The 23,270-nt window shown below is 69.8% G+C and carries 26 protein-coding genes; 17 read left to right on the plus strand and 9 right to left on the minus strand.

The window, feature by feature from the left end; translation table 11 throughout:
* The first annotated feature begins 3 nt into the window (after nucleotides 1-3).
* Nucleotides 4-831, plus strand: coding sequence for an HAD family hydrolase (locus OHT76_RS40910; protein WP_328875946.1), 828 nt, complete (start codon nucleotides 4-6; stop codon nucleotides 829-831).
* 32 nt (nucleotides 832-863) lie between these two features.
* Here the strand turns inward: OHT76_RS40910 and OHT76_RS40915 are convergent, their stop codons facing one another.
* On the minus strand, nucleotides 864-2,111 hold the full coding sequence (locus OHT76_RS40915; protein ID WP_328875947.1) for a cytochrome P450: 1,248 nt from the start codon (nucleotides 2,109-2,111) through the stop codon (nucleotides 864-866).
* A gap of 148 nt (nucleotides 2,112-2,259) precedes the next feature.
* On the opposite strand from OHT76_RS40915, the gene OHT76_RS40920 reads away from it, so the two are divergent.
* The 3 genes from OHT76_RS40920 (at nucleotide 2,260) to OHT76_RS40930 (ending at nucleotide 4,356) form a co-directional block, all read left to right on the plus strand.
* Nucleotides 2,260-2,730 (plus strand): MarR family winged helix-turn-helix transcriptional regulator, encoded by a 471-nt coding sequence (locus tag OHT76_RS40920; RefSeq protein ID WP_328875948.1) that lies wholly within the window; start codon nucleotides 2,260-2,262, stop codon nucleotides 2,728-2,730.
* Nucleotides 2,731-2,815: 85 nt separating this feature from the next.
* Nucleotides 2,816-3,898 carry an LLM class flavin-dependent oxidoreductase gene (locus tag OHT76_RS40925; protein ID WP_328876742.1) on the plus strand — a complete coding sequence of 361 codons (1,083 nt, stop codon included), beginning with the start codon at nucleotides 2,816-2,818 and terminating at the stop codon, nucleotides 3,896-3,898.
* A 23-nt stretch (nucleotides 3,899-3,921) separates the two neighbouring features.
* Complete coding sequence (locus OHT76_RS40930) at nucleotides 3,922-4,356, plus strand: tetratricopeptide repeat protein (RefSeq protein WP_328875949.1); 435 nt, start codon at nucleotides 3,922-3,924, stop codon at nucleotides 4,354-4,356.
* 50 nt (nucleotides 4,357-4,406) lie between these two features.
* Here OHT76_RS40930 and OHT76_RS40935 read toward each other — a convergent pair whose 3' ends face one another.
* Nucleotides 4,407-5,102, minus strand: a complete 696-nt coding sequence (locus OHT76_RS40935; protein ID WP_328875950.1) for an NAD(P)-dependent oxidoreductase — start codon at nucleotides 5,100-5,102, stop codon at nucleotides 4,407-4,409.
* Nucleotides 5,103-5,188: 86 nt separating this feature from the next.
* Between OHT76_RS40935 and OHT76_RS40940 the strand changes: the two genes are divergently transcribed.
* The 4 genes from OHT76_RS40940 (at nucleotide 5,189) to OHT76_RS40955 (ending at nucleotide 9,247) form a co-directional block, all read left to right on the plus strand.
* Nucleotides 5,189-5,845 carry a TetR/AcrR family transcriptional regulator gene (locus tag OHT76_RS40940; RefSeq protein ID WP_328875951.1) on the plus strand — a complete coding sequence of 219 codons (657 nt, stop codon included), beginning with the start codon at nucleotides 5,189-5,191 and terminating at the stop codon, nucleotides 5,843-5,845.
* A gap of 375 nt (nucleotides 5,846-6,220) precedes the next feature.
* Entirely contained in the window at nucleotides 6,221-7,180 is a 960-nt protein-coding gene (locus OHT76_RS40945) for a glycoside hydrolase family 88 protein (RefSeq protein ID WP_328875952.1), read from the plus strand.
* 70 nt (nucleotides 7,181-7,250) lie between these two features.
* Nucleotides 7,251-8,165, plus strand: a complete 915-nt coding sequence (locus OHT76_RS40950; RefSeq protein ID WP_328875953.1) for an oxygenase MpaB family protein — start codon at nucleotides 7,251-7,253, stop codon at nucleotides 8,163-8,165.
* A gap of 167 nt (nucleotides 8,166-8,332) precedes the next feature.
* Nucleotides 8,333-9,247, plus strand: coding sequence for a sigma-70 family RNA polymerase sigma factor (locus tag OHT76_RS40955; RefSeq protein WP_328876743.1), 915 nt, complete (start codon nucleotides 8,333-8,335; stop codon nucleotides 9,245-9,247).
* 3 nt (nucleotides 9,248-9,250) lie between these two features.
* On the opposite strand, the gene OHT76_RS40960 is transcribed toward OHT76_RS40955, so the two are convergent.
* The 4 genes from OHT76_RS40960 to OHT76_RS40975 all read right to left on the minus strand — a co-directional run bounded on the left by OHT76_RS40960 (nucleotide 9,251) and on the right by OHT76_RS40975 (nucleotide 14,002).
* Nucleotides 9,251-9,988 carry an SDR family oxidoreductase gene (locus tag OHT76_RS40960; RefSeq protein ID WP_328875954.1) on the minus strand — a complete coding sequence of 246 codons (738 nt, stop codon included), beginning with the start codon at nucleotides 9,986-9,988 and terminating at the stop codon, nucleotides 9,251-9,253.
* Nucleotides 9,989-10,112: 124 nt separating this feature from the next.
* A complete protein-coding gene (locus OHT76_RS40965; RefSeq protein WP_328875955.1) occupies nucleotides 10,113-10,349 on the minus strand; it encodes a hypothetical protein in 237 nt (78 codons plus the stop codon).
* Between the two features lie 146 nt (nucleotides 10,350-10,495).
* A complete protein-coding gene (locus tag OHT76_RS40970) occupies nucleotides 10,496-11,371 on the minus strand; it encodes an SDR family oxidoreductase (protein WP_328875956.1) in 876 nt (291 codons plus the stop codon).
* A gap of 48 nt (nucleotides 11,372-11,419) precedes the next feature.
* Nucleotides 11,420-14,002, minus strand: coding sequence for an AMP-binding protein (locus tag OHT76_RS40975; protein WP_328875957.1), 2,583 nt, complete (start codon nucleotides 14,000-14,002; stop codon nucleotides 11,420-11,422).
* A 261-nt stretch (nucleotides 14,003-14,263) separates the two neighbouring features.
* Between OHT76_RS40975 and OHT76_RS40980 the strand changes: the two genes are divergently transcribed.
* The 5 genes from OHT76_RS40980 to OHT76_RS41000 all read left to right on the plus strand — a co-directional run bounded on the left by OHT76_RS40980 (nucleotide 14,264) and on the right by OHT76_RS41000 (nucleotide 18,813).
* Nucleotides 14,264-15,283: an iron ABC transporter substrate-binding protein gene (locus tag OHT76_RS40980; RefSeq protein WP_328875958.1), complete on the plus strand. Its 1,020-nt coding sequence runs from the start codon at nucleotides 14,264-14,266 to the stop codon at nucleotides 15,281-15,283.
* A 14-nt stretch (nucleotides 15,284-15,297) separates the two neighbouring features.
* The gene (locus OHT76_RS40985) at nucleotides 15,298-16,860 is read left to right on the plus strand and encodes an ABC transporter permease (protein WP_328875959.1); all 1,563 of its coding nucleotides are present in this window, start codon (nucleotides 15,298-15,300) and stop codon (nucleotides 16,858-16,860) included.
* Entirely contained in the window at nucleotides 16,857-17,897 is a 1,041-nt protein-coding gene (locus OHT76_RS40990) for an ABC transporter ATP-binding protein (protein ID WP_328875960.1), read from the plus strand. Before OHT76_RS40985 ends, OHT76_RS40990 begins: the two co-directional genes overlap by 4 nt.
* A 123-nt stretch (nucleotides 17,898-18,020) precedes the next feature.
* Nucleotides 18,021-18,281, plus strand: a complete 261-nt coding sequence (locus OHT76_RS40995) for a hypothetical protein (protein WP_328875961.1) — start codon at nucleotides 18,021-18,023, stop codon at nucleotides 18,279-18,281.
* A 70-nt stretch (nucleotides 18,282-18,351) separates the two neighbouring features.
* Entirely contained in the window at nucleotides 18,352-18,813 is a 462-nt protein-coding gene (locus OHT76_RS41000; RefSeq protein ID WP_328875962.1) for a DUF6174 domain-containing protein, read from the plus strand.
* A 14-nt stretch (nucleotides 18,814-18,827) separates the two neighbouring features.
* Here OHT76_RS41000 and OHT76_RS41005 read toward each other — a convergent pair whose 3' ends face one another.
* Nucleotides 18,828-19,307, minus strand: coding sequence for a hypothetical protein (locus tag OHT76_RS41005; protein WP_443049889.1), 480 nt, complete (start codon nucleotides 19,305-19,307; stop codon nucleotides 18,828-18,830).
* A gap of 120 nt (nucleotides 19,308-19,427) precedes the next feature.
* Between OHT76_RS41005 and OHT76_RS41010 the strand changes: the two genes are divergently transcribed.
* Nucleotides 19,428-20,135, plus strand: coding sequence for a bleomycin resistance protein (locus OHT76_RS41010; RefSeq protein ID WP_328875963.1), 708 nt, complete (start codon nucleotides 19,428-19,430; stop codon nucleotides 20,133-20,135).
* A gap of 58 nt (nucleotides 20,136-20,193) precedes the next feature.
* A complete protein-coding gene (locus OHT76_RS41015; protein ID WP_328875964.1) occupies nucleotides 20,194-20,742 on the plus strand; it encodes a YciI family protein in 549 nt (182 codons plus the stop codon).
* Nucleotides 20,743-20,902: 160 nt separating this feature from the next.
* Here the strand turns inward: OHT76_RS41015 and OHT76_RS41020 are convergent, their stop codons facing one another.
* Nucleotides 20,903-21,136: a hypothetical protein gene (locus OHT76_RS41020; RefSeq protein ID WP_328875965.1), complete on the minus strand. Its 234-nt coding sequence runs from the start codon at nucleotides 21,134-21,136 to the stop codon at nucleotides 20,903-20,905.
* Nucleotides 21,133-21,528, minus strand: coding sequence for a VOC family protein (locus OHT76_RS41025; protein ID WP_328875966.1), 396 nt, complete (start codon nucleotides 21,526-21,528; stop codon nucleotides 21,133-21,135). Before OHT76_RS41025 ends, OHT76_RS41020 begins: the two co-directional genes overlap by 4 nt.
* Before the next feature lie 76 nt (nucleotides 21,529-21,604).
* Here OHT76_RS41025 and OHT76_RS41030 point away from each other — a divergent pair, with 76 nt between their 5' ends.
* Together OHT76_RS41030 and OHT76_RS41035 are read left to right on the plus strand one after the other, a co-directional pair.
* Nucleotides 21,605-22,099, plus strand: coding sequence for a DUF5990 family protein (locus OHT76_RS41030; RefSeq protein ID WP_328875967.1), 495 nt, complete (start codon nucleotides 21,605-21,607; stop codon nucleotides 22,097-22,099).
* Nucleotides 22,096-23,250 carry a winged helix-turn-helix domain-containing protein gene (locus OHT76_RS41035; protein ID WP_328875968.1) on the plus strand — a complete coding sequence of 385 codons (1,155 nt, stop codon included), beginning with the start codon at nucleotides 22,096-22,098 and terminating at the stop codon, nucleotides 23,248-23,250. The genes OHT76_RS41030 and OHT76_RS41035 overlap by 4 nt, the downstream gene beginning before the upstream one ends.
* Nucleotides 23,251-23,270: the final 20 nt, after the last annotated feature.

Below are 23,270 nucleotides of genomic sequence, written 5' to 3' on the forward strand. Positions count from 1 at the left end.
ACCATGCCCGCATCCCGCATTCCCCCACCCAGACTGATCGCCACGGACCTGGACGGCACCCTGCTGCGCAGTGACGGCACCTTGTCGCCACGCACGCGGGCCGCCCTGGCGGTGGTGGAACAGGCCGGAATCCGCGTCGTGCTGGTCACGGGCCGCCCGTCACGATCGGTCCCTGCGCTGCTGGAGACCATCGGCCCGCACTACGTCATCGCCGCCAACGGCGCCGCCGTTCACGCCCCCGACGGATCGCTGGCCCACGTGTCACCGATCCCGCCCCTCGCGGCCACCCAGCTCGTGGCCCGCGTACGCGCCGCGGTCCCCGGTGTCGCCTTCTCCGTCGAGTACGACCGGGACTTCGGCCACGAACCGGCCTACCCGACCTGGTCGTTCGGCGACGGTGCCGTCGAACTCGTTGCCACGGCCGAGGCGTTGGTGTCCCGTACCCCGGCCAGGCCGCTGCTGAAGATCCTCGCCCACCACCCGACACTCCCGCTCGACGACTTCTACGAGCAGGCACTGCGCGCCGCGGGCCCGGGCGCCGAGACCACCCACTCCACCGGACTGTCCCTCGTGGAGTTCAGCGCACCCGGCGTCACCAAGGCGACCACCCTGATCGACTGGAGCGCCCGACTCGGCATCCGCGGCCACGAGATCGCCGCGTTCGGCGACATGCCCAACGACCTGCCCATGCTCACCGCGGTGGGCCACTCCTACGCCATGGCCAATGCCCACCCGGACGTCCTGAACGCCGCACGTCACCGCACTTCATCCAATGACGAGGACGGCGTCGCCGAGGTGCTCGAGGGGTTCGCGGACGCGCTTGTTCCGTGAAGTTCTCAGAGATGAGGGCGACGCTCATTGACCTAGGTCGATTCCACGCTCACCCGCAGCGGCGCCCGGAAGGAGAGCAGGCCGAGCATCGGATCGTCCGACGCCGTCATCAGCCGTACCCCCGGCAGACGGCGGGCCGCCGCTTCGAGGGCCACCGCCGCCTCCGTACGGGCGAGGGAGGCGCCCGGGCAGCGGTGGCGGCCGACGCCGAAGGCCAGGTGCCGGCGGATGTTCGGCCGGTGCGGGCACATGCGCTCCGGGGAATCGAAGACCTCCGGGTCCGATCCGCTGCCCAGGAGCATCAGGAGCAGGTGTGCACCTTCCGGCAGGTCCACGCCGCCCAGTGCGACCGGGCGCGCGGTGATACGGCGCCACGTGGTCACCGGTGGCTCACGCCGGAGCACCTCCTCCACCCAGGCCCCCGCGAGGCCGTCCTCGGACGCGACGCGGGACCACATTCCGGGCTCGGCCAGTGCATGGCGCAGCACGGTGGCGATGAGCTGGCCGGTGGTGGACTGGCCGGCGATGAAGACGAAGAAGCAGGCGGCGACGGCGGTCTCCACGTCGAGCCGTTCGCCGTCGGGTGTGCGGTGGTCGGTCAGGGCAGCCACGAAGGAGCCGGGCCGGGCCTTCCCGCCCGCCACCGTCTCGGTCAGCCACCGGTGGAACTCGCCCACCAGCTCCGCCAGTTCGAGCTGACGCTCCGGCCCGGGCCGACCCCAGAACAGCTCCAGAGAGGCATCGCTCCAACGGATCAGCGTCGCCGTCGGGACACCCTCGATGCCGAGCAGGTCCATGAGTACCCGGCACGGCAGAACCTGGGCGAAGGACGTGAACAGATCGCGGCTGCCCGAGGCGTGCACCTCGTCCAGCAGCTCGTCGGCGAGCCGCTCGATCACCGGTACGGCGGCGGCCACGCGCTGGGCGTTGAAGAACCGGGTGACCACCCGCCGCAGTCCGGGGTGGCTGTCGGTGCCGTTGTTGGCCAGGGCGGGCGGGAGGTTGAAGCCCGCCCGCGCGAGCACCCGGAGCACGCCGAACGGCAGCGGGGTGACCGCGTGCTGGGCGTTGTCCGGCAGGTAGTCGTCCGGGCTGAGCAGCACCTGGCGTACGTCCCGATAGCGGCTGACCAACCACAGCCCGGAATTGGGATCGAAATGCACCGGCGCCTGGTCGCGCAACGCCTCCAGCCACGGGTACGGATCGTGAGTGAAGTCGTCGCCGAACAGGTCGAGCGCAGTGATATCGGGTGCCGATGCGCCCAGAGCCGGGGAAGTCACGGCCGGGACGCTAACACGCGCCCGCGTGCCCTCTGCGGGTATGTGCGCGGCATCACTGAGGGCCTGGCAGGGAGTATGTCGACCTCTGGGCTGACGCCCCCGACCGCAGACCTTAGATGATGGATCAACTAACGGCTACACTTTCGGCATGACTGAGACGGTGCGTTGGCTGACGGCGGAGGAGCAGCACGCCTGGCGGTGCTTCGTGCGGCTGCAGGAGAGGCTCGGCGGCCGGCTGGCGCGCCGGATGCAGTCGGAGTCGAAGCTGTCGGCCGCCGACTTCCAGGTGCTGGTCCAACTGACCGACGTACCCGAGGGGCGACAGCGGTTTCTGGATCTTTCCCAGGCGCTCGAGTGGGAGAAGAGCCGGATGTCGCATCACATCGCCCGGATGACCAAGCGCGGGCTGGTGACGCGCGAGGAGTGTCCCGAGGACGGGCGCGGCGCGTTCGTGGTGATCACGCCGGCCGGCCGGCAGGCGATCGAAGCGGCCGCCCCGCTCCACGTCGAAGCGGTGCGCTCCCTGTTCCTCGACCATGTCACCCCGGCGGAACTCAGGACGCTGGCCCAGATCTCCGAGCGAGTCGTCGCACAGCTGGACGAAGACCCCCGTCCCTGACAGGCGTACCGCTGGAATAGCGGAGACCGGGCCCGCGTTACGGCCATATGGTTGATGTATCAACCTCATGGAAAGGCTGATCACGATGCAGTTCGGCATCTTCACCGTCGGCGACGTCGCCACCGACCCGACCACGGGCCGCACGCCCACGGAGCACGAGCGGATCAAGGCGATGGTGGCCATCGCGCAGAAGGCCGAAGAGGTCGGCCTGGATGTCTTCGCGACCGGGGAGCACCACAACAAGCCGTTCGTGCCGTCGTCCCCGACCACGATGCTGGGCTGGATAGCCGCGCGCACCGAACGCATCATCCTGTCCACCTCGACCACGCTGATCACCACCAACGACCCGGTGAAGATCGCCGAGGACTTCGCGATGCTCCAGCACCTGGCCGATGGCCGGGTGGACCTGATGATGGGCCGCGGCAACACCGGCCCGGTCTATCCGTGGTTCGGCAAGGACATCCGCGACGGCATCAGCCTCGCCATCGAGAACTACGCGCTGCTGCACCGGCTGTGGCGCGAGGACGTCGTGAACTGGGAGGGGAAGTTCCGTACCCCGCTGCAGGGCTTCACCTCCACGCCGCGGCCGCTGGACGGCGTACCGCCCTTCGTCTGGCACGGTTCCATCCGGTCCCCGGAGATCGCCGAGCAGGCCGCGTACTACGGCGACGGCTTCTTCCACAACAACATCTTCTGGCCGAAGGAGCACACCAAGCAGCTGATCGAGCTGTACCGGGAGCGGTACGCGCACTACGGCCACGGCACCGCCGAGCAGGCGATCGTCGGACTCGGCGGGCATGTCTACATGCGCCGCAACTCCCAGGACGCCATCCGCGAGTTCCGCCCGTTCTTCGACCACTCACCGGTGATGGGCGGTGGGATCTCCATGGAGGAGTACATGGAGCAGACCCCGCTGACCGTCGGCACCCCGCAGCAGGTCATCGAGAAGACGCTCACCTTCCGTGAGCACTTCGGCGACTACCAGCGGCAGTTGTTCGTGGTGGACGGCGGGGGAGTCCCGCTGAAGACCGTGCTGGAGCAGATCGACCTGCTGGGCGAGGAGGTGGTCCCCGTGCTGCGCAAGGAGTTCGCCGACAACAGGCCGGCCCAGGTGCCCGACGCCCCCACCCACGCGTCGCTGCTCGCCGCGATCGCAAACGAGGACTAACGAGGACTGAGGAGGACTGAGGAATGACGACGGAGAGCTTCAACGACTACACGGCGCACGACGGAGTCGCCCCCGACCGCTGGGCCAGCGCCCTGCACCTGTTCGACAACGGCGCCGGCGTCCCGCACGAGGAGACCGTCCTCGAGCGCTGGGAGAGGGCCCAACTCCTCTTCGGGGCCAAGGACTACATCGGCGCCGCCCGCCTCCTCACCGACGTCGTCGAGGAGGCCCCGGAGCAGACCGGCCCCCGTCTGCTGCTGGCCCGCGCCTACTACCACTCGGCCCAACTGAGCCGCGCCGAGGAGCAGTTGCGCCGGATCATCGACCGCGACCCGGTCGAGCACTACGCCCACCTGATGCTGGGCCGCACGCTGGAACGCCAGGGTCGCCGCGACGAGGCGGCGCCGTGGCTGCGGATGGCGGCGGCCTTTGCGGGCGAACTGCCCGGGGAGGACTGAGCGGCACCTGAGACGGGGCACCGGGCAACCGGTGCCCCGCCCCGTGCCCGCTATGCATGGGCCAGAGCGCTCGGCGTCCGGCAGCCGACGATCGCCGGGGCCTCCTGGACGAGCGTGTCGTCGGTCAGGGCCTCGACCATGAACAGCGCGAAGTCCACCCGGCGGGTGAGATTGCTGGCCAGCACCGGGTCGCCCACGTGCCGGCTCCACACGGGCAGGCCCTGGCTCTCGCCCTCCTCCAGGGAACTGCCGCGCACCACGGTCCACCGGGTGTCACTGGCGAAGATCCGACGGCAGGCCTCGACCTGATCGTCGATCTCGACCGCGCGGACCAGCTTGGCCAGCACGGCGGCGACCCGGACACCCAGGGTGAACAACCGTGAGTACTTGTCCTTGCCGTCGCGCGTGATGTGCCAGCCGCAGGAGAAGATCAGGCGCGCGCCCGGCCGTGCGTGGTCGAGCACCGCCTGCGCCGTACCGGACGAATACTGCTGCACACCCCAGGGCGCCAACACCGTCAGCACTCCGTCGCACCCGGCGACCGCCTTCCGGATCACCTCCGGGTCGTTCGTGGGCCCGGGCACGACGGTCATCCGCCCCTCGAACGCGGCCAGCTTCGGCACACTGCGCTCCCGGCACACGCCGACCACCTCATAGCCGCGCTCCAGCGCGTGCCCGACCATGTACTGCCCGAGCTTCCCCGAGGCTCCGACGATGCAGACCCTCTTGATCCGATCCGTGCTCATGGCGCAGCCCCTTCGCCGGCATGCTGACCTTATGTTGTAAGGCACGCTAGCCTTATGGTGTAAGGCAGTCAATGAGGGAGTGGTGAATGACCGGGGATGGCAAGAGTCGGCGCGTCCCGCTCAGCCGTGAGCGCGTGATCCGTACGGCCGTGGCGGTGGCCGACGAGAAAGGCTCCGCCGCGCTCACCATGCGGGCCATCGCCGAACCCCTGGGCGTCGAGGCGATGTCGCTCTACCACCATGTGAAGGGCCGGGAGGACATCCTCGACGGCATGGTGGACGCCGTGTTCGCCGAGATCGAGCTGCCGCCGGGTGACGCGGACTGGAAGAGCGCCATGCGTGACCGCGCCCTCTCCGCCCGTGCCGCCCTCAAGCGCCACCCCTGGGCCATCGGCCTGATGGACTCCCGCTCCCAGCCCGGCCCCGCGACCCTGCGCCACCACGACGCTGTGATCGGAGCGCTGCGCGCCGGAGGCTTCTCCGTCCCGATGACGGCACACGCGGTCTCGCTGATCGACAGCTACCTGTACGGCTTCGTGCTCCAGGAGCTCAGCCTGCCGTTCAAGGGCGAGGCGGAACTGGACGAGGTGGCGGGCGCCATCCTGGCCGAGATGCCCGCCGACGCCTACCCGCACCTCACCGAACTGGCCACCGAGCATGTCCTCAAGCCCGGCTACGACTACGCCGACGAGTTCACCTACGGCCTCGCCCTCATCCTCGACGCCCTGCACCCGGACGCCTAGCTCGTTCATGTCCATGAACATTGCTCACGTAGGTGTTCAACGGGTGGGCGGCTGTGCCAGACTCCTCAACTCCCGGACCTGACTGTGAAGTTGGAGAGGCGGACGATCTGTGACTGTTTCCCGGCGAACCGTGCTGGCAACTGCGGCGGGTGCCGCGGCCCTTGGCGCCACCTCGGCACAGAACGCGCAGGCACTGCCCGGACAGCCCCCGGCTTCCATAGCGCGCATCTTGCGGGACGCGGCCGACTACGCCGTCGAGAAGATCAGCGCCGTCTCACCGCGTGTGACCGCCTTCCCGTCGGCACCAGGTTCGAGAAGTGGGTCTACTCCCAGAACGGCGACTGGGTAGGCGGATTCTGGCCGGGCACGCTCTGGATGGCCTGGCTCCACAGCGGCGACGACGCCCTGAGAGCGCGGGCCATCGAATCGGCGAGAAAGCTGGCGCCCCGTCAGAGCGACACCACCACCCACGACCTGGGTTTCCTCTTCTACCCCTCATGGGTCACGGCCTGGCGTCTGACCGGCGACGACACCTGGCGAACCGGAGCCCTGAAGGCGGCCGACTCGCTGATCAAGCGCTACAACCCGCGCGGCCGCTTCATCAGGGCATGGGGAGCGCTGAGCGACCCGAACAACGCGGGCCGCGTCATCATCGACACGATGATGAACCTCGACCTGCTGGCCTTCGCGAGCCGGCAGACCGGTGACACGCAGTACCTCGACATCGCCGTCGAACACGCGAAGACAGCCCAACGAGTGTTCCCACGCCCCGACGGATCGACCCCGCACGTCTACGACTTCGACCCGGCGACCGGAGCACCGCTCGGCCCGGGCACCGTCCAGGGATACAGCGCCACCTCGTGCTGGGCCCGCGGACAGGCATGGGGCCTGTACGGCTTCACCACCATCTACCGCCGTACCGGAGACAAGGAGTTCCTGAACACGGCGCGCAAACTGGCCGACTACGCACTCGGCGCCCTGACCGCGGACCACGTCCCCGTCTGGGACTACCGCGCTCCGCAACAACCGCACGACATCAAGGACGCCTCGGCCGGAGCCATCATGGCCTGCGGCCTGCTCGACCTGTCCACGGCAACCGGCAGACCGGAATACCGCACAGCGGCACTCCGTATCCTCACCGCCCTGTCCCAGACCTGCCTGACGCAGAACTCCACCCGGGCCGAGGCGGTCGTAGCCCGCTGCACCCGCCACCGCCCGGCCGAGGACGGGGTCGAGATCTCCCTGCCGTACGCCGACTACTACCTGCTGGAGGGCATCCTGCGGGTGCTGCGACCGCAGGACGTGGACCGGGCGATCGACCTCTCGTCGGTGTGAGGGGCTCCGGCCGACGGGCAAATAGACGGATGTATATTTCATGTGTCGTCGTGAATGCGCGGAGGCACTGATGGGCATACGGGACCGGATCACCGACGAGCTCAAGGCAACCGTGCACGGCGGCGACCTCAAGCTGGAGCGCTATGCGGGGCCGCCCGGTGATCCCGGACTCTTCGGCATCGCCCCGGACAGCCCGGCCTGGCGGGTGCACGGCCATCCGACCGGCATGCTCACCGGCGGCTTCGCGGCGCTCATGCTCCAGTCCCTGCACCCGCTGGCGATGGCCGGCGTCGACCAGCACTCCGACTTCCGTACCGACCCCGTCGGCCGCCTCACCCGCACCGCACGGTTCATCACCACAACCACCTTTGGCTCGCAGCAGTCGGCGCGGGAGGTGATCGACGTCGTACGGCGGATCCATACGCACGTCCAGGGGACGGCGCCGGACGGGCGGCCGTACCGCGCGGACGACCCGGAGCTGCTGACCTGGGTGCACACCGCCGAGGTGTACAGCTTCGTGACGGGTTACCAGGTCCACGCGCCGCGCAAGTCCCGTCTCACCCGGGCCGAATGCGACACCTACTACATGCAGGTCGCCCCCGTCGCCGAGGCGCTGGGTGCGAGGGAGGTGCCGCGCACGGCACGCGAGGTCACGCGCTATCTGGCTCGCATGCGGCCCGAACTCCACGTCACCCCGGCCGCGTTGGAGGCCATGCGGTTCCTGCGCGGCTTCGGTCGCAACCGGCGGGAACGGCTGGTCGCGCGGCTGTTGATGAACGCCTCGCTGGGACTGCTGCCGAGCTGGGCGAGGGCCGAACTCGGCATCCGGCGTCCCGCCCTGGTGCGCGTCGCGTGGGACCGGCCGCTCGCCACCGCGGTCGGCCGTGGGCTGGAGTGGGCTCGCGGCCCGTCCCCGATCCACGCCGCCGCCCGCGCCCGTCTGGCCACGGCGACACCGAAAGCGCAGCCGGGGCCGCTGCGCTGACCCCTCGGGGGGCGAGTTCGGCCTGGCGAAGGCCGCGGAACACTTCGGGGGTCGCCCAGCCGCGCAGCACGGCGTTAACGCCTTCCTGCGCGATCACAAATAGCCGCGCCCACGGCCGTACTGTGGCCACCATCGCCCCACCGTCGACCTCCGGAGGCATCGGCACCATGGACGAGCCGCAACCGCTCACCGGCGACTCGCTCAGCGAAGCGGCGGACGCGTTCGAGCGGCTGCGGCCGCGGCTGTTCGGTATCGCCTACCGCATCCTGGGCAGCGTCGCCGAGGCCGAGGACGTGGTGCAGGACGTGTGGGTGCGCTGGCAGGGCGTGGAGCGCGGGGCGGTGCTGGATGCCGGGGCGTTCCTGGCGAAGACCACCACACGTGTGGCGATCAACGTGGCTCAGTCGGCGCGCGTCCGCCGCGAGGCGTACGTCGGGCCCTGGCTGCCGGAGCCGGTGGACACGAGCGTGGATCCGCAGGTCGGGGCGGAGCGCGGCGAGGCGCTGGAGCTGGCGGTGCTGCTGGTCCTGGAGAAGCTGAACCCGGTGGAGCGGGCGGCCTATGTGCTGCGGGAGGCGTTCGACTACGCGTACGAAGAGATCGCGGGCATCCTGCAGCTGACCCAGGCCAATACACGGCAGATCGTCAGCCGGGCCCGCAAGCGGCTGGCAGCCGAGCGCCGTGCACCCGTCGACACGGCACAGCACCGGCGCCTCCTCGAGGCCTTCGTCGCCGCCGCGCGGGACGGTGACGTCGGCGCGCTCGAAAGCGTGCTGTCGGCCGACGTCGTCACCTACGCCGACGGCAACGGCCTGCGCGGTGTGGCCCGGCTGGCGATCGTCGGCGCCGAGCGCGCGGCCAGGGTCACCGCCTTCGCCCAGAAGTTCTTCCCCGGCGCCGAGTACGGCGTGGTCGAGGCCAACGGCCGGCCCAGCCTGCGGCTCACCCAGGACGGGGCGACGGTGGCCCTCGTGAGCATCACGCCGGGACCGGACGGCATCGACGGTCTCTACTGGGTCATCACGCCGGAGAAGCTGCGCGCGTACGAACGGTCCGCGCGCAGGCTCACCGGGCGGCCGTAGCGGTCAGTTCCGCTGGAGCCAGTCCTCGTAGCGGGTGGCCGCGACCTGCACGGTGTCGTCGCCGGCCAGCACATCCGGCATGCCCGCGAAGAGGCCGGCGGACTCGTCCGTGACGACGGTACGGCCGTCCGGCTTCGCCGCCAGGGTGATCTCACCGAGCCGGTCCAGCCCGTACACCTCGGGCCCCGCGATATTGCGGATGCCGTTGGACGGCTCGCCCTGAGCCGCCCCCGCGACCGCGGCGGCGACATCCGCGGAGGCGATGGGACGCAGACGCGTGGAGGTCAGGCGTACCTCGCTCCCCTCGGTGGACATGTCCATCACCGGAGCGATGAACTCGAAGAACTGGGTGGCGCGCACGATGCTGTACGGCACGCCGCTGCCGCGCACGGCGTCCTCCTGGGCGACCTTGGCCCGGTAGTAGCCGTAGTCGGGCACCTGGTCGACGCCGACGATGGAGAGCCCGACGTGGTGGCGGACCCCTGCCTCCTTCTCGGCCGCGAACAGATTCCGCGCCGAGCGGGTGAAGAAGTCCAGCGCGGGCTCGGGGTCGAAGGACGGCGAGTTCGACACGTCCACGACCACGTCCGCGCCCTTGAGCGCCTCGGCCAGCCCCTCGCCGGTGAGTGTGTCCACGCCGGTGGAGGGAGCGGCAGGCACGACCTCGTGCCCGTTTGCCCGCAGCAACGCAACCACCTGGGACCCGATACGTCCCGTACCGCCGATAACCACGATCTTCATCACTGTCTCCGTCACCTGATTCGCGCTCAACGGACCCCGACGACACCCGCCGGACCCGGTGCGTCACACCGCACATCAGAAGGACAGGACAGCAGCCGGATCTGTGACAGCTCGGCGGCGCCGGTCAGAATGGAGAGGCCGAGACCGGCCCACTGTTTGTCCGAGCGTTGCGTTCAGCCGCGGCATGCCACCAGCCGGGCGGCGACGGACCTACGACCTTGGAGGCGGGCTGATCGGGATGGAGCCCGAGCCGCCGCAGCGCGTCGCCCCGGACACTGACGTCGAACCAGCCCCGCCAGTGGCCTTCAGGCCCGACGCCACAGGCCAGACCCCACTGGATCTCGTCCGGCCGGAAGGGCATCCAGTCGACGCCCCGATCACGCAGTCAAGCGCGGACCGCGGCCATCGGGTGGAGGCAGCCCGGCAGGTTCTCGTAGGCAGCGACGGTGATCCACGAGGTGCTGGAGGTGTCCATGGCATCCATGATGCCGGTGGTCCGCGCACCTGTCACAGCCATTGATCGAGGCCGGTGCAGAGCGCCCCGCCGCCGCCTCCGCCTCCGCCTCCGCAAAGAAACTCGCGTGCCCCACGCAGCCTCGTACGTAGCCGATCCTGCGTTGCGCGACTGTCCAGGCGCACCTCCAGGCCCCCGGGCAGCGGGGTGTCGGCTCGGCGCCCGGTGGGCAGCAGCTCGCTGTCGAGTCCGTCCCGCCGGGCGATGAGCACACCGAGTTCATGGCGGCTCACGGCGTCCGCGCCGCCGAGGTGGAAGACCCCGGCCGCGTCGGACAGTGCGAGCTCCCACAAGGCAGTTGAGAGGTCGGCGACGTGTACCGGACAGCGGATGTCGTCGGTGAACAAGACCCCTTCACGGGTACCGGCCGCCAGAGCATGCACCATGCGCTCGTGGACGGACCGGCGGTGTCCGACGATCAGGGAGGTGCGGGCGACGACCGCGCCCGGTACCAGGAGCCGCACCGCCGTTTCGGCGGCCGCCTTCGCGGCGCCGTACGGCGTGACTGGATCGGGCAGACAGCTCTCGTCGTAGTGAATGTCCGCACCGGAGAACACCGCGTCACTGGAGACATGCACCAGGCGGCAACCTTGCTCGGCCGCGGCCAGCGCCACACGGACCGCGCCGTCGGCGGTGGCGGCCCAGTTGGCCCCGCCGCTCGATGCGTTGATCACCACAGACGGTGTCACGTCGGCGATCACTCGTGCGACCCGAGCAGGGTCCCTTACGTCCAACGGATGCCAGGCGGCCTGCGGAACTGCGCCGGGTCGCGAGGCGAACGTCGCTGCTGTCTCATGCCCCATCTCGGTGGCCCGGCGGACCAGTTCCGTGCCGAGGAACCCACTGCCGCCGATGATCAGGACGGTCATGGACCGACACGGTAGCGAACGCCCGCATTCGGCCTTGCGCCGGACGGCCTACAGCCCCCGAGCCCGCTGTGCGGATCCCTCCCGAACAGCCCCCCGCCGCCGTTCCGCCCACACCCCCGACATCCACCGCATCCCCCGATTGGCCACCGCCGCATATCCGATCCCGAACAGAAGCGCGGCAATCAGCGCCAGCCAGCCCGAGAAGTCGTCGATCAGTGGATAGATCTGCCAGTGCGTCAGATAGATGTACAGCGAGCTGCCGGCCAGCACACCCGCCACTTTGTTGACCACCCCCACGCTCGGCAGACTCCGCACCCACACCAGCAGTACGAACCCGCCCGCGATCACCGCGTCCCGGAACGGCTCACCGGGAAAGAACCCCGGAATCGTCGCCACCGCGACCACAGTCACCAGCACCCGCTGACGCGTGCCGTCCGCCTTCGCCGCCGCCCACCCCAACGCGAACAGCCAGAAGATCACGACCGCCGACGGGATGTGCATGCGATCGCGCAGCCCGAGAAGGTCGTAACGCGTGATGAGCCCCAGCGCCACGATCGACATGGGCAGGGCGAACGGGAAACGCCTCTCGGCGCGGTCCACGAACCGCAGGCCGAGCAAGGCCACGGCAGCCAGCAGGATGTACGTCAGCGCCTCGATGAACCAGAAGTGCATGGCCGTATCGCTGTCGTGCGGCCCGAGGACGCTGTGCAGCAGGAAAAGGTTCGTCAGGCCGTAGTCGTCGGTGAGCGGAAGGAGCACGGCGATCCAGGCCAGGCTGGGCAGCACGATCCGCGCGATGCTCCGCAGCCCGTGCCGGACGCGTTCGCGGCGCTCGGCGGACGGGGTGAGGTGGAAGCGCGCGAGGTTGTACCCCGCGACCGCCAGCAGCAGATGGGCGCCGCCTTTGACGTAGACGACATGGATGTGCGAGCCGACGATCAGGACGATGGCCGCGGCGCGCAACGCGATGCCCGTCTCCAGCGTGCGTCTGCGCGAGGTCTTCAAGGGCTGTGCGGGGCGGCGCAGTTCGCGGATGGGGCGCGTGTGCCAGTCGGGCGGCAGATGGCCGAGCACCTGTTCCAGGTTCAGCGACATTTCGACGTACGACAGTGAATCGCCGCCGAGCGACACGAAGCTGCTGTCCTCGGTGACGTCGGGTCGGTCCAGTATTCGGGCGTACAACTGGCAGAGGTTCGATGGCGGTTCGGACGGTGGTGAGCCGCCGGCCAGTTTCCGCACCGTCTCGTAGTCCGGCTTTCCGGTGGCCAGCCTGGGCAGTTCCGGCAGGACATGGACCGCGACCGCCCGCGCCGGAAGCCCGCACTCACTGGTCACCATGCGCCGTACCGCCTCGGGAGCCGTGCTCCCGTCGCCCGATACGGCCACCACGAGTTCGTCGTCGCGCCCCGCGCACATCGCACGGAATCCGTGCCGCAGCAGCAGTGTCTCCACCCGCTCCGGATCGATCCGCAATCCGAGGATCTTCGCGAACCGGCTGCTGCGGCCGACGATTTCGTACAGCCCGTCCGGCGTGCGCCGGGCGATGTCGCCGGTGTGCAGGTCATGGGTGGTGCGGCCCAGGGCCAGGTCGCTCGGGTGCTCCGCGTAGCCGAGCATGACGTTGGGGCCCGAGTACACCAGCTCGCCGGTGGAGTCGGCAGGCCACTCGGGGTGGGGTTCCAGGTGGAAGGAGCCGCCGGGTATCGGGATGCCGATCGCGGAGGGGTGGGTCGAGGCCAGGTGCGGTGGCAGGTAGGCCATGCGGGCGGTGGCCTCGGTCTGGCCGTACATCACATAGAGGTCCCAGCCGTCGCGTCGGCCCAGCTCGGCGTAGCGGCGCACTCGGTCGGGTGCGAGGCGGCCGCCTGCCTGGGTGATGTAGCGCAGGTGGGGGAGGGGCAGGTCGGCGAAGCCGATGCGGTCGAGCAGATCGAAGGTGTAAGGGACCGCGGCGAAGGTCGTGGCGCGGGCGGCGCGGAAGAGGTCCCAGAAGCCGTCGTCGGCGACGGAGAGGTCGGTGAGGATCAGTGCGGCGCCGCGCAGGAGGTGGCTGTTGATGACGGACAGGCCGTAGCAGTAGTGCAGGGGGAGGGTGGTGGCGGCGCGGTCGGTCTCGCGGATGTCCAGGTAGGTGGCGATGGATTCGGCGTTGGCCTGGAGGTTGGCGTAGGACAGCCGGACCAGTTTGGGGGATCCGGTGGAGCCGGACGTGCTCAGCAGCAGGGCGAGGTCCGGGTGGAGTTCGTGTACGGAGACCGGCCGTCGCTCGTCCATCCGCAGCCGGCCCGCGGCATCGGTGGTCACCACGATGTCGGGGTCGTAGGCGGCGGTCAGCGACCGTACGGCCTCGGGGTTGTCGCCGGGGACCAGCAGGACCGGGTGACCGGCGGCGAGCGCGGCGAGGTAGGTGACCAGGACGTCCGTGGTGTGGGCGCCGGTCAGGAGCACCAGGCGCCGGTCAGCGCCCAGGCGGGTGGCGGTCCGGGTGACCATTTCGGCCAGTCGGCGGTACGACAGTTCGCCGTCCGCGGTCAGTAGGGCCGGACGGTCGCCGTGCGTGGCGAGGTGTTCGGCGAACAGCGGCGAGCGGACGCCGGGTCTGCCGGACAGCAGGTCGGAGGGGTTGAGCACAGGCGCATATTAGGTTTGCCTAACCTCAAAGGAAAGGCACAGGAAGGTCACGGCGGTCGCACGGCGGGCGCACAGATGCGCGCATCGCAAGTTGAGCAACGCCCGTTATCAAGCCGTTCTTGACGGTGAGGTTAGCTTTACCTTATTCATGGCTCATTCACAGCATTCTCCTCGGCACCGCTCCCGCGCTCGCTCCCCTTCGCCGTCCCCACGGCGCGTTGCCCGGCACCGGAAGTGAGCCACTGTCAGGAAGGCCTCACCATGCGACGCTCCTCGGTCAGACGTCTCGCCCTGCCCGCTCTCGCCCTCGGGCTGCTCGCCCCGGCCCTCGCGGCGTGCAGCGACGAGCCGGCCGACCTGGTCATCTACTCCGGCCGCAACGAGGACCTGGTCGAACCGCTGCTGGAGAAACTGGAGAAGGAGCTCGACGCGAACGTCGAGGTGCGCTATGGCGACAGCGCCGAGCTCGCCGCCCAGATCCTGGAGGAGGGCGACAAGACCGAGGCGGGCCTGTTCTTCTCGCAGGACGCCGGCGCCCTCGGTGCCCTGTCGAAGGAGGGAGTCCTGACCCCCCTTCCGCAGCCGACGCTCGACAAGGTCGAAGAGGCCTACCGCGGCGGCGAGGGCGACTGGGTCGGCGTCTCGGGCCGCGTCCGTGTCCTCGCGTACCACCCGGGCAAGGCCGGCACCCCGCCGGACAGCGTGCACGAACTGACCGGGCCGGAGTGGAAGGGGAAGGTCGGGTTCGCGCCGAACAACGCCTCCTTCCAGGCGTTCGTCACCGGCATGCGCGTCCTCGAGGGCGACGACGCCACCCTCGAGTGGCTCAAGGGCTTCAAGGCCAACTCCCCGAAGACGTACGAGAGCAACACCGACATCCTGGAGGCCGTGGACTCCGGCGAAGTCTCCGCGGGCCTGATCAACCACTACTACTGGTACGAGAAGGCCGCCGAGGAAGGCGAGGACAAGCTCACCGCCAAGCTCCACTTCCTGCCCGGCGGCGACCCGGGCGGTCTGGTCAACGTCGCCGGTGTGGGCCTGCTCAAGGGCGCCGACACCAAGGAGGCCGACTACGCGCAGCGGGCCGCCGACTTCCTGCTCGGCGAACAGGCGCAGACCTACTTCGCCGAGGAGACCAAGGAGTACCCGCTGGCCGCCGGCGTCGCACCGGCCGAGGGCCTGCCCGCACTCGACTCCCTGGAGGCACCCGAGATCAACCTCGGTGAGCTCGACTCGCTGAAGGAGACACTGGCCATGCTCCAGGAAGCCGGACTGGTCTGAGGCCGCGGCCCGTCATGGGGGTATCCGTCGGGAAAGACCCCGGCACCCGCCCGGTCCCGCGGCTGCGGCCGCCCGGGCGGGTCCCGTGGGCACTGGCCCTGCCGGCGGCGCTGGCCGCCGCCTTCGCCCTGCTGCCGCTCGTGTACCTCGGCGTACGCGCCCTCGAACACGGGCCCGGCTACGCCTGGAACATCGTCACCACCGAGCGCGCCGCCCAACTCCTCGGCCACAGCGTCGCCCTGGCGGCAGTCGTCGTGACGGCCTGTCTGGTCCTCGGCATCTCCCTGGCCTGGCTGACCACCCGTACGAACCTGCCGTGGGCGCGCGGCTGGGCTGTACTGGTCACCCTGCCGCTGGCCGTGCCGAGCTACGTCGCCGCCTTCGCCTGGCTGTCGGCGGTCCCGGAGCTGTCCGGCTTCACCGGCTCGGCCCTCTCCCTGACCCTGGTGAGCTTCCCGTACGTCCATCTCCCCGTCGCCGCCGCACTGCGCCGCACCGACCCCGCCCAGGAGGAGGCCGCCCGCTCCCTCGGCCTCGGCCCGCTGCGCACCTTCCGGCGCGTCACCCTCCCGCAACTGCGCCCCGCCGCGGCGGGCGGAGCGGTCCTGGTGGCGCTGTACGTGCTCTCCGACTTCGGCGCGGTCTCCCTCATGCAGTACGACACCTTCACCCGCGGCATCTATACCTCGTACCGGGCGTCCTTCGACCGCACCCCGGCCGCCGCGCTCAGCGTCGTCCTGGTGGTGCTCACCGTGGCCCTGGTCGCCACCGAGGCACGCACCCGCGGCCGAGCCGGATACGCCCGCACCGGCACCGGCACCGCACGACCCGCAGACCCCGCCCCTCTGGGCAAATGGCTGGCCCCGGCGCTCGGTTGGTGCGCCGCCGTGACAGCCGCCGCCGTCGCCTTCCCGCTCGCCACCCTCGGCTACTGGCTAGCCGTCGGCAACTCCGCGACCTGGGACCCGGCCCGCCTCACCGAGACCGCCACCGCCACCCTCGGCGTCGCCGCCGCGGGCGCCGCGCTGACGACCGTACTCGCCCTGCCGATCGGCGTGATCGCGGCGAGACACCGAGGCCGCACAGCCCACCTGCTGGAACAGGCGGCCTACGCGGGCCACGCACTGCCCGGCATCACCATCGCCCTCTCCCTCGTCTTCTTCGCCGTCCGCTACGCCCACCCCCTGTACCAGGAACTACCGCTGCTGGTCGGCGCGTACGCGGTGCTGTTCCTGCCCGTCGCGGTCGCCGCCACACGCGCCGCCGTCCTCCAGGCCCCGCCCCTCCTGGAGGACGTGGCCCGCTCCCTCGGCCGAGGGCCCTGGCGGGTCCTGCGCGAGATCACCGTGCCGCTGGCCGCACCCGGCGTGGCAGCGGGAGCCGCGCTGACCTTCGTCGTGTGCATGAAGGAACTCCCCGCCACCCTCCTGCTCCGCCCCACCGGCATGGACACCCTGGCCACCCGCCTGTGGACCGAGACCGGCACCGCCTCCTACGCCGCCGCGGCCCCGTACGCCGCCGCCCTCATCCTGCTGGCCGCGATCCCCTCCTACCTCCTCGGGAGGCACCGAACATGACCGAACTGCGCATCGAAGGACTGACCAAGTCCTACGGCCCGCAGGCCCCGCGCGTCCTCGACGGCCTCGACCTCACCGTCCCCGCCGGCGCCCTGGCCGCGGTCCTCGGCCCCTCGGGCTGCGGCAAGACCACACTGCTGCGCATCATCGCGGGCTTCCTGCGCTCGGACGCGGGCAGCGTCACGGTCGCCGACCGCGTCCTGTCCGCCCCCGGCGTCCACCTGCCACCCGAGCGCCGCCGCATCGGCATCGTCCCCCAAGAGGGCGCGCTGTTCCCGCACTTGAGCGTGGCCCGCAATGTGGCCTTCGGTCTCACGGGCGCGGACCGGACGGAGCGCCGCCGCCGAACGGACGCCATGCTGGAGCTGGTAGGGCTGTCCGGCTACGGCGACCGCATGCCCCACGAACTCTCCGGCGGCCAGCAACAACGCATCGCCCTGGCCCGGGCCCTGGCCCCACGCCCCGCACTGGTCCTGCTCGACGAACCCTTCAACGCCCTCGACAGCGCGTTGCGCGCAGGCGTCCGCGCGGACGTCCGTACGGCCCTGCGCCTCAGCGGCGCCACCGCCGTCCTCGTCACCCACGACCAACAAGAGGCCCTGTCCACCGCGGACCTCGTCGCGGTCGTACGCGACGGCCGCGTGGCCCAGTGCGACACCCCGGAACAGATCTACCGCCGCCCGACCGACCCGTGGGTGGCGGGATTCGTGGGCGACGCGGTACTACTCCCGGCGACGACGCAGGCCGGCGGCACGGCGGAGACGGCACTGGGCGTCGTTGCGCTCGCCGGAGACGCGCCTGCCGGCGCGGGCACGGTGCTGCTGCGCCCGGAGCAACTGGAATTGACGGCCCCATCCCCCGCGACGGCCCACGGCACGGTCACCGACGTGCGCTTCTATGGCCACGATGCGATGGTCACGGTGACGGTTGACGGGCTTGCCGAGCCGGTGGACGTACGGGCGGCGGGGCCGGTCGTCGTACGGCCGGGGGAGCGGACCGGGATTCGGGTGAACGGGGAGGCGGTTCTGCATCCGTGAGGGACGGTAGACCTCCGAGCCGTGCCTGGATAATCGCGGTGTGCTGCTGGGCGCCGCCTTTGAGCGCACCGCTGCAGCCCTCCGGCTCCGTATCCGCGTATCCGCGAGATGGGCCATGTCGGCGTGGCGACGTTCTACGTCTGGCACGACATACAGGCCGGCCAACTCCGTTGCTCAACCGGCTCGGTGGCCGCGGACGACTTGCCCTTCGGCGGCGCATACCTGCCACACGACGACCTCGGCCCGCTCATCGACGGCTTCCTCAATGACCGGCAGCCAGGGGTGATCCCTTGGTCGGACCTGGAAGACGGCCACGACATGGCGCCAGAGCCGGAGGTCGCACCCTTTGCCGTGTGGGTGCGCAGCGTGGGAAACGGCGCGTAGGGGCTCGGTCCGAACGTTCTGCCCTCGACCGGCGTCGTAGCAGCAGTAACCGTGTCGAAGGGACCGCACCATGAACCCACGCGCCCGCGCAGTCTCCGCCGCCCTACTGGTGGGGGCTCTCCTGTCCGTGACCGTCGCCTGCGGCGCCGAGGACGAGGGCAACGGCAGTCCGGCGCAGAGCGGGGCGGTCTGGGAAGAGCCCGCCGCGTACACCTACACACTGGAGTCGACGCAGGGAGAGCGCGCGCTGATCGGCAAGTTCCAGGTGACGGTCCGGGACGGCGCCGTGACCAAGGCGGTCGGACTCGACGACAGCGCGCGACGGCTGGTCGACCAGTCTCCCGACCAAGTCCCCACGATCGGCGACCTGTTGGACGAGCTGAACCAGGCCCGCAAGGAGAACGCGGACAAGGCGGAAGCCGAATACGCCGACGACGGCCACCCTGAACGCATCACCCTCGACTGGCTGGAGAACGCGATCGACGACGAGGCGTTGTACGTCATCAGCGACTACGAGCCGGCCGACAAGTAGGTCAGGCAGCGCGGTTACGAACCCTGCGTGGGCCCCATTCCCTGGAGCCGCCGGATCGTCCCACCGAGCTTCTCGCGGAACGCCCCGAGCAGCTCCGGCTCCGCGCTGACCACCCAGCGCGAACCGACCAGATACGTCCCGCCGTAGACACTGGCCGAGTCCAGCCACGTCCGCTTGTACTTCTCCTCGGGGAACGTGGTGATGAGGTAGTCGGCCTTCTTCGTATGGCACAGCCCCTGGCGCAGTTCGTCCGCCTCGATGCGGATCTTGGCCTTGCAGCCGGTGAGACCGGCGATCACTTCGACCTTGGCGGGCGCGACGACTCCGGCGGCCGGGGCGGCGGACACCGTCGACGACTCGGTCGCCCTGTCCTCCCCGCCACCACAGGCCGTGGCCAGCGGAAGGAACACCAGACTCCCGACGACGGCCAAGCGTCTCGCGGACGCGAAAGACTCCTTACGGCCGATGGATCCCAACGGTTGCTGCTCGGGCACGTCACCCCACCCTGTCCCAGTGCTGATGGTCGTCGGCCGGAAGTACGGATGAACACCCGGCCCCGTTCACCGCGCAGGAACCGCACGCAACATCTAGTCAACGTTGACTAGAGTGAAGTCATGACTGAGAAGACCATCCCGATCCTCCCGTGCCAGACCCTCCAACCCGTGCTCGACTTCTACACCGCCCTCGGTTTCGAGGTGACCTTCGAGCAGCGAAACCCCAATCCGTACGCGGTCGTCGAGCGCGGTGACATCCAGCTCCAGTTCTTCGGCATGAAGCGGTATGAGCCGGCCGACTCGTTCAGCACCTGCTACGTCCAGACCGACGACGTCGACGGGCTGTACGAGGCGTTCCGGGGCGGGCTCAAGGCCGAGTACGGAAGGATTCCGACGCGAGGGCTGCCGCGCATCGGGCCGCTGAAGGACATGTCGTACGGCGTACGGCAGTTCCTCATGACCGATCCGGGAGGCAACTGCATCCGCATCGGGCAGCCGACGAGCGACGACCCGCACCACCGGCCCGCGCCCAAGGATGCCTTCGCGCGCGCCCTGCACCACGCGTCCCTCCTCGCCGACTCCAAGGAAGCCCCGGCAAGCGCCGCGAAGATCGTCGACCGTGTGCTGGACCTGGAGGACGAGCAGCCGACGCGCGTGCAGCTGTTCCAACTCCTGGTGCTGCGTGCGGACATCGCCGGGCACCTCGGGGACAAGAAGGCGGCGGCTTCGGCGCTTGCCCGGGCCGAGGCGATCCGCCTCACCCCCGAAGAACAGCACGCAGCCCGTGATGCTCTCAGGCGCCTGGAGGATCTGGAACAGGGGACGTGACGCTTGTGCGGCCAAAGTCAGTTGAGGCACCGCCACCTGTGAGGGAGGCTCTGCCGTCATGGAGTACCTCTGCTACCACCGCGACCGCCCCGGCTCCCTCCCCCTGCGCGACGAACTGCTCGAAGCGCACTGGTCCTACATGGACGGATACGCGGCGCAGATGATCGCACGCGGCCCGACGCTCGCCGACGACGGCGATACACCGACGGGCAGCGTGCACATCGTCGACCTGCCCGATTCCGCCGCGGCCCGCGCCTTCGCCTTCGACGAGCCCAACTACCAGGCAGGCGCGTACCGGGACGTGCTGGTGCGCCGGTGGCGCAACCTCCTCGGACGCACGATGTGGGACTTCCCCGGCGGCCGCAGCGGCGGCAACCGATACCTCGTACTCGGCCTCGGCGAAGGGCAGCCCGCCGACCTCACCGTGCCACCCGACCGCAACGAACTCATCGCATACGGCCCCCTGCTGTCCGACGACGGCGACACCTGGCTGGGCACCGCGATACTGCTCAGAGCCCCCAACCCGGACACGGCACGCGCCGCCCTGACCTCGGACCGGTACGCCGAAATCGAGGTCCACAACTGGCAGTTCGGCGGACGGGAGTAATGAACCGTACGGCGCCTCGATCGCGCGCCGGCCCTGGCCAGCGCCACCCCGTCCGAACCGACGCTGAGCCGGGTCGCCCCGCCACAGGCGACGCCCAGGACCGCACCGGCGAGGCCCAGGGTTGATCCCCTTCTCAACCCTGGGGTGGAGCAGTGACCGGTTACTCGATGTAACCGGTGGTCGGATCGACCTGGGAGAGGAAGTCCCGGACGGCCTCTTCGAGCTCGGCCCGGCCGACCGGCGCCGGGGGATGGATGCGGAAGCCGAAGCCGTACTGGGGATCAGGTCCGGTCACCCAGCTGAGGTGGTACGTCCCCAGGCTGTCGTACGGCTGAACGACCTCGAACTCCTCGCCGTCGACCGTGATCCGCGACCGCTCGCCGTCCTCCGTCATGACGTGATCCCGGAAACCGTCGCGGCTCGGTCGGACTCGCTGCGCAGAACGCAGAATTCATTGCCCTCGGGGTCGGCCAGTACCGCCCAGCCGGTGCCGTCGGGATTCCGCAGATCCGTGACCAGGGTGGCACCGAGGCCGAGCAGCCGTTCCACTTCCTGCTCACGTGTGGTCTCGGGGCGTAGACACAGATGGATGCGGTTCTTGTCCTTCTTGGCCTCGGGCACCTGGTTGAAGTACAGGACCGGGCCCTCCGCCAACATCACCTGCGTCTCCCGGGCACCCGGTTTGTCCTCCGGATGCAGCGGACGGCCAGTCACCCTGCTCCAGAACAGGGCCAGTTCATAGGCGTCCGCACAGTCGATCGCCACGTTCTGCAATACCGAAACCATGCGCGCGAGCCTTCCTGATTTCCACGCCGGACGCCACCGAGTTCCGCGTCGGCCGTACCGCGGGGATGATGACCCCATGCTCCTTCGCATCGACGCCGACGACCTGCCCGGCCTGACCTGCCTCACCGCCGAGGGCGAGGACCCGGGCTACCGCAACGTCCACGTCGCCGTACAACGCCGCGACCGCCCGGCCGAACTCCTCGACCTCCAACCGGGCGATGCGCCGCACGCGACCTGGACCCTGGAGTGCACCACGACCGCATCGGCCACCGGCATCGACGTGCGGGGCCCGTACGTGCAGGGCCGCCCGGGCGAGCGGTTCATCTACCTGTCCTGGGGCACCGTCGACGAATCCGGCACCTTCACCATGTTCCGCCGCGCCAAGCTCATGCTCGACGCCGTCCCCACCGACATCCTCGACACCGCGGCCCGCGACGGCCTGTTGGTCGGCCACCTGGGCCTGACCGACGCATGCGGCATGCCGCTGTGCGCGCGGGTCGTACCGCCGCGAATCACCTGGACCGCGGAACGCATTCCCGTTCGCCCGGGACAGGCAGGCAGGGTTTCTTGAACGAGGACGATCGGGGGGAGAGCGCAGGCTCCGTATACGACCGCGTTGAGCGGGCGCTCGTGAGCGAGATCGAGGCTGGGACTTACCCCCTCGGCGCGATGCTTCCTCCCCAACGTGAAATGGCCGACCGTTTTGGCGTGTCCCGCGACACGGTGCAGCGTGTGCTGAAGTCGCTGCAGGACCAGGGATACATCGAGTCACGGCAGGGCAGCGGAAGCCGCGTAGTCCGGACACCGAGCGGACGCGGAATTCCAACGAGGACGGCGCGCGTTGCCCCCCACTTACGAGAGGAGACCAGCCGCGGGGAGAACTCAGGCTCCGTACACGATCGCGTCGAGCGGGCGCTGTTGAGTGAGATCGAGGCTGGGACTTACCCCCTCGGTACGAGGCTTCCAACCCAACGTGACGTCGCCCGGCGTTTTGAGGTGTCTCGCGACACGGTGCAGGGCGTGTTCAGGTCGCTGCGGGACCAGGGGTACATCGAGTCACGGCAGGGCAGCGGAAGCCGCGTTGTCCGGACGCCGAGCGGACGCGGAAGCCGGGCGAGGACGGACCAAGGTCCTGTGCGCCTTGACTCCCATATAGACGAGGCCTTCAGGTCCCGGGACGTCACCATCGATGCCTTCACATTGACGGGTGAGTCGCTGGACCTGCACATGCGTTTGTGTGCCGAGAAGATGCGGGCCGGGGAACTCAGGCCCGAGTCGATTCGTGTGCGACTGCTGCAGCCCCGGACCGACGGCGACTTCAAACTGGCCACGCCGGTGGGTGATCCCGAAGACCGACGGGCACTTGAGCGTCTCCGAACTCTGCGGTTTTCGTTCACGGCCTCGATCAGCGGCGTGCTCCGAGAGCTTCAGGCCGTGGGGCAGGTGGCGAGCGTCAGCTTCGAGCACAGGGAGACTCCGATGGCTCCCATGCAGAAGCTGTACCTGTTCAACGGCACCGAGGTCCTCGCCGGCTACTACACCGTCCTACGGCGCCCGGTACACCTCGAGGCGGAGGAACAGATCGAGATATACGACGTCCTCGGACTCGGCGCGGCCCTCTACCACCACTCCGCGACCGGCGCGCCCCCGGATCCGGAGAGCACCGCCATCGTGAACAGGGCCAGGCGATGGTACGAGCACATGTGGGCGAACGCGGAGTAGTACTCGGCACCGGACTGACC

It is taken from the genome of Streptomyces sp. NBC_00287 (genome assembly GCF_036173105.1).
Lineage (GTDB): Bacteria > Actinomycetota > Actinomycetes > Streptomycetales > Streptomycetaceae > Streptomyces.

What these genes read in the sequence shown, in the direction of transcription:
- OHT76_RS40930 (WP_328875949.1), top strand. Translation starts at nt 3,922, where the DNA reads ATGACGACGGAGAGCTTCAACGACTACACGGCGCACGACGGAGTCGCC.
- OHT76_RS41030 (WP_328875967.1), top strand. Translation starts at nt 21,605, where the DNA reads ATGCTCCTTCGCATCGACGCCGACGACCTGCCCGGCCTGACCTGCCTC.
- OHT76_RS40980 (WP_328875958.1), top strand. Translation starts at nt 14,264, where the DNA reads ATGCGACGCTCCTCGGTCAGACGTCTCGCCCTGCCCGCTCTCGCCCTC.
- OHT76_RS40935 (WP_328875950.1), bottom strand. Translation starts at nt 5,102, where the DNA reads ATGAGCACGGATCGGATCAAGAGGGTCTGCATCGTCGGAGCCTCGGGG.
- OHT76_RS41020 (WP_328875965.1), bottom strand. Translation starts at nt 21,136, where the DNA reads ATGACGGAGGACGGCGAGCGGTCGCGGATCACGGTCGACGGCGAGGAG.
- OHT76_RS41000 (WP_328875962.1), top strand. Translation starts at nt 18,352, where the DNA reads ATGAACCCACGCGCCCGCGCAGTCTCCGCCGCCCTACTGGTGGGGGCT.
- OHT76_RS40925 (WP_328876742.1), top strand. Translation starts at nt 2,816, where the DNA reads ATGCAGTTCGGCATCTTCACCGTCGGCGACGTCGCCACCGACCCGACC.
- OHT76_RS40990 (WP_328875960.1), top strand. Translation starts at nt 16,857, where the DNA reads ATGACCGAACTGCGCATCGAAGGACTGACCAAGTCCTACGGCCCGCAG.
- OHT76_RS40920 (WP_328875948.1), top strand. Translation starts at nt 2,260, where the DNA reads ATGACTGAGACGGTGCGTTGGCTGACGGCGGAGGAGCAGCACGCCTGG.
- OHT76_RS41010 (WP_328875963.1), top strand. Translation starts at nt 19,428, where the DNA reads ATGACTGAGAAGACCATCCCGATCCTCCCGTGCCAGACCCTCCAACCC.
- OHT76_RS40960 (WP_328875954.1), bottom strand. Translation starts at nt 9,988, where the DNA reads ATGAAGATCGTGGTTATCGGCGGTACGGGACGTATCGGGTCCCAGGTG.
- OHT76_RS40950 (WP_328875953.1), top strand. Translation starts at nt 7,251, where the DNA reads ATGGGCATACGGGACCGGATCACCGACGAGCTCAAGGCAACCGTGCAC.
- OHT76_RS41015 (WP_328875964.1), top strand. Translation starts at nt 20,194, where the DNA reads ATGGAGTACCTCTGCTACCACCGCGACCGCCCCGGCTCCCTCCCCCTG.
- OHT76_RS40945 (WP_328875952.1), top strand. Translation starts at nt 6,221, where the DNA reads ATGGCCTGGCTCCACAGCGGCGACGACGCCCTGAGAGCGCGGGCCATC.
- OHT76_RS40970 (WP_328875956.1), bottom strand. Translation starts at nt 11,371, where the DNA reads ATGACCGTCCTGATCATCGGCGGCAGTGGGTTCCTCGGCACGGAACTG.
- OHT76_RS41025 (WP_328875966.1), bottom strand. Translation starts at nt 21,528, where the DNA reads ATGGTTTCGGTATTGCAGAACGTGGCGATCGACTGTGCGGACGCCTAT.
- OHT76_RS40965 (WP_328875955.1), bottom strand. Translation starts at nt 10,349, where the DNA reads ATGCCCTTCCGGCCGGACGAGATCCAGTGGGGTCTGGCCTGTGGCGTC.
- OHT76_RS40985 (WP_328875959.1), top strand. Translation starts at nt 15,298, where the DNA reads ATGGGGGTATCCGTCGGGAAAGACCCCGGCACCCGCCCGGTCCCGCGG.
- OHT76_RS40910 (WP_328875946.1), top strand. Translation starts at nt 4, where the DNA reads ATGCCCGCATCCCGCATTCCCCCACCCAGACTGATCGCCACGGACCTG.
- OHT76_RS40955 (WP_328876743.1), top strand. Translation starts at nt 8,333, where the DNA reads ATGGACGAGCCGCAACCGCTCACCGGCGACTCGCTCAGCGAAGCGGCG.
- OHT76_RS40940 (WP_328875951.1), top strand. Translation starts at nt 5,189, where the DNA reads ATGACCGGGGATGGCAAGAGTCGGCGCGTCCCGCTCAGCCGTGAGCGC.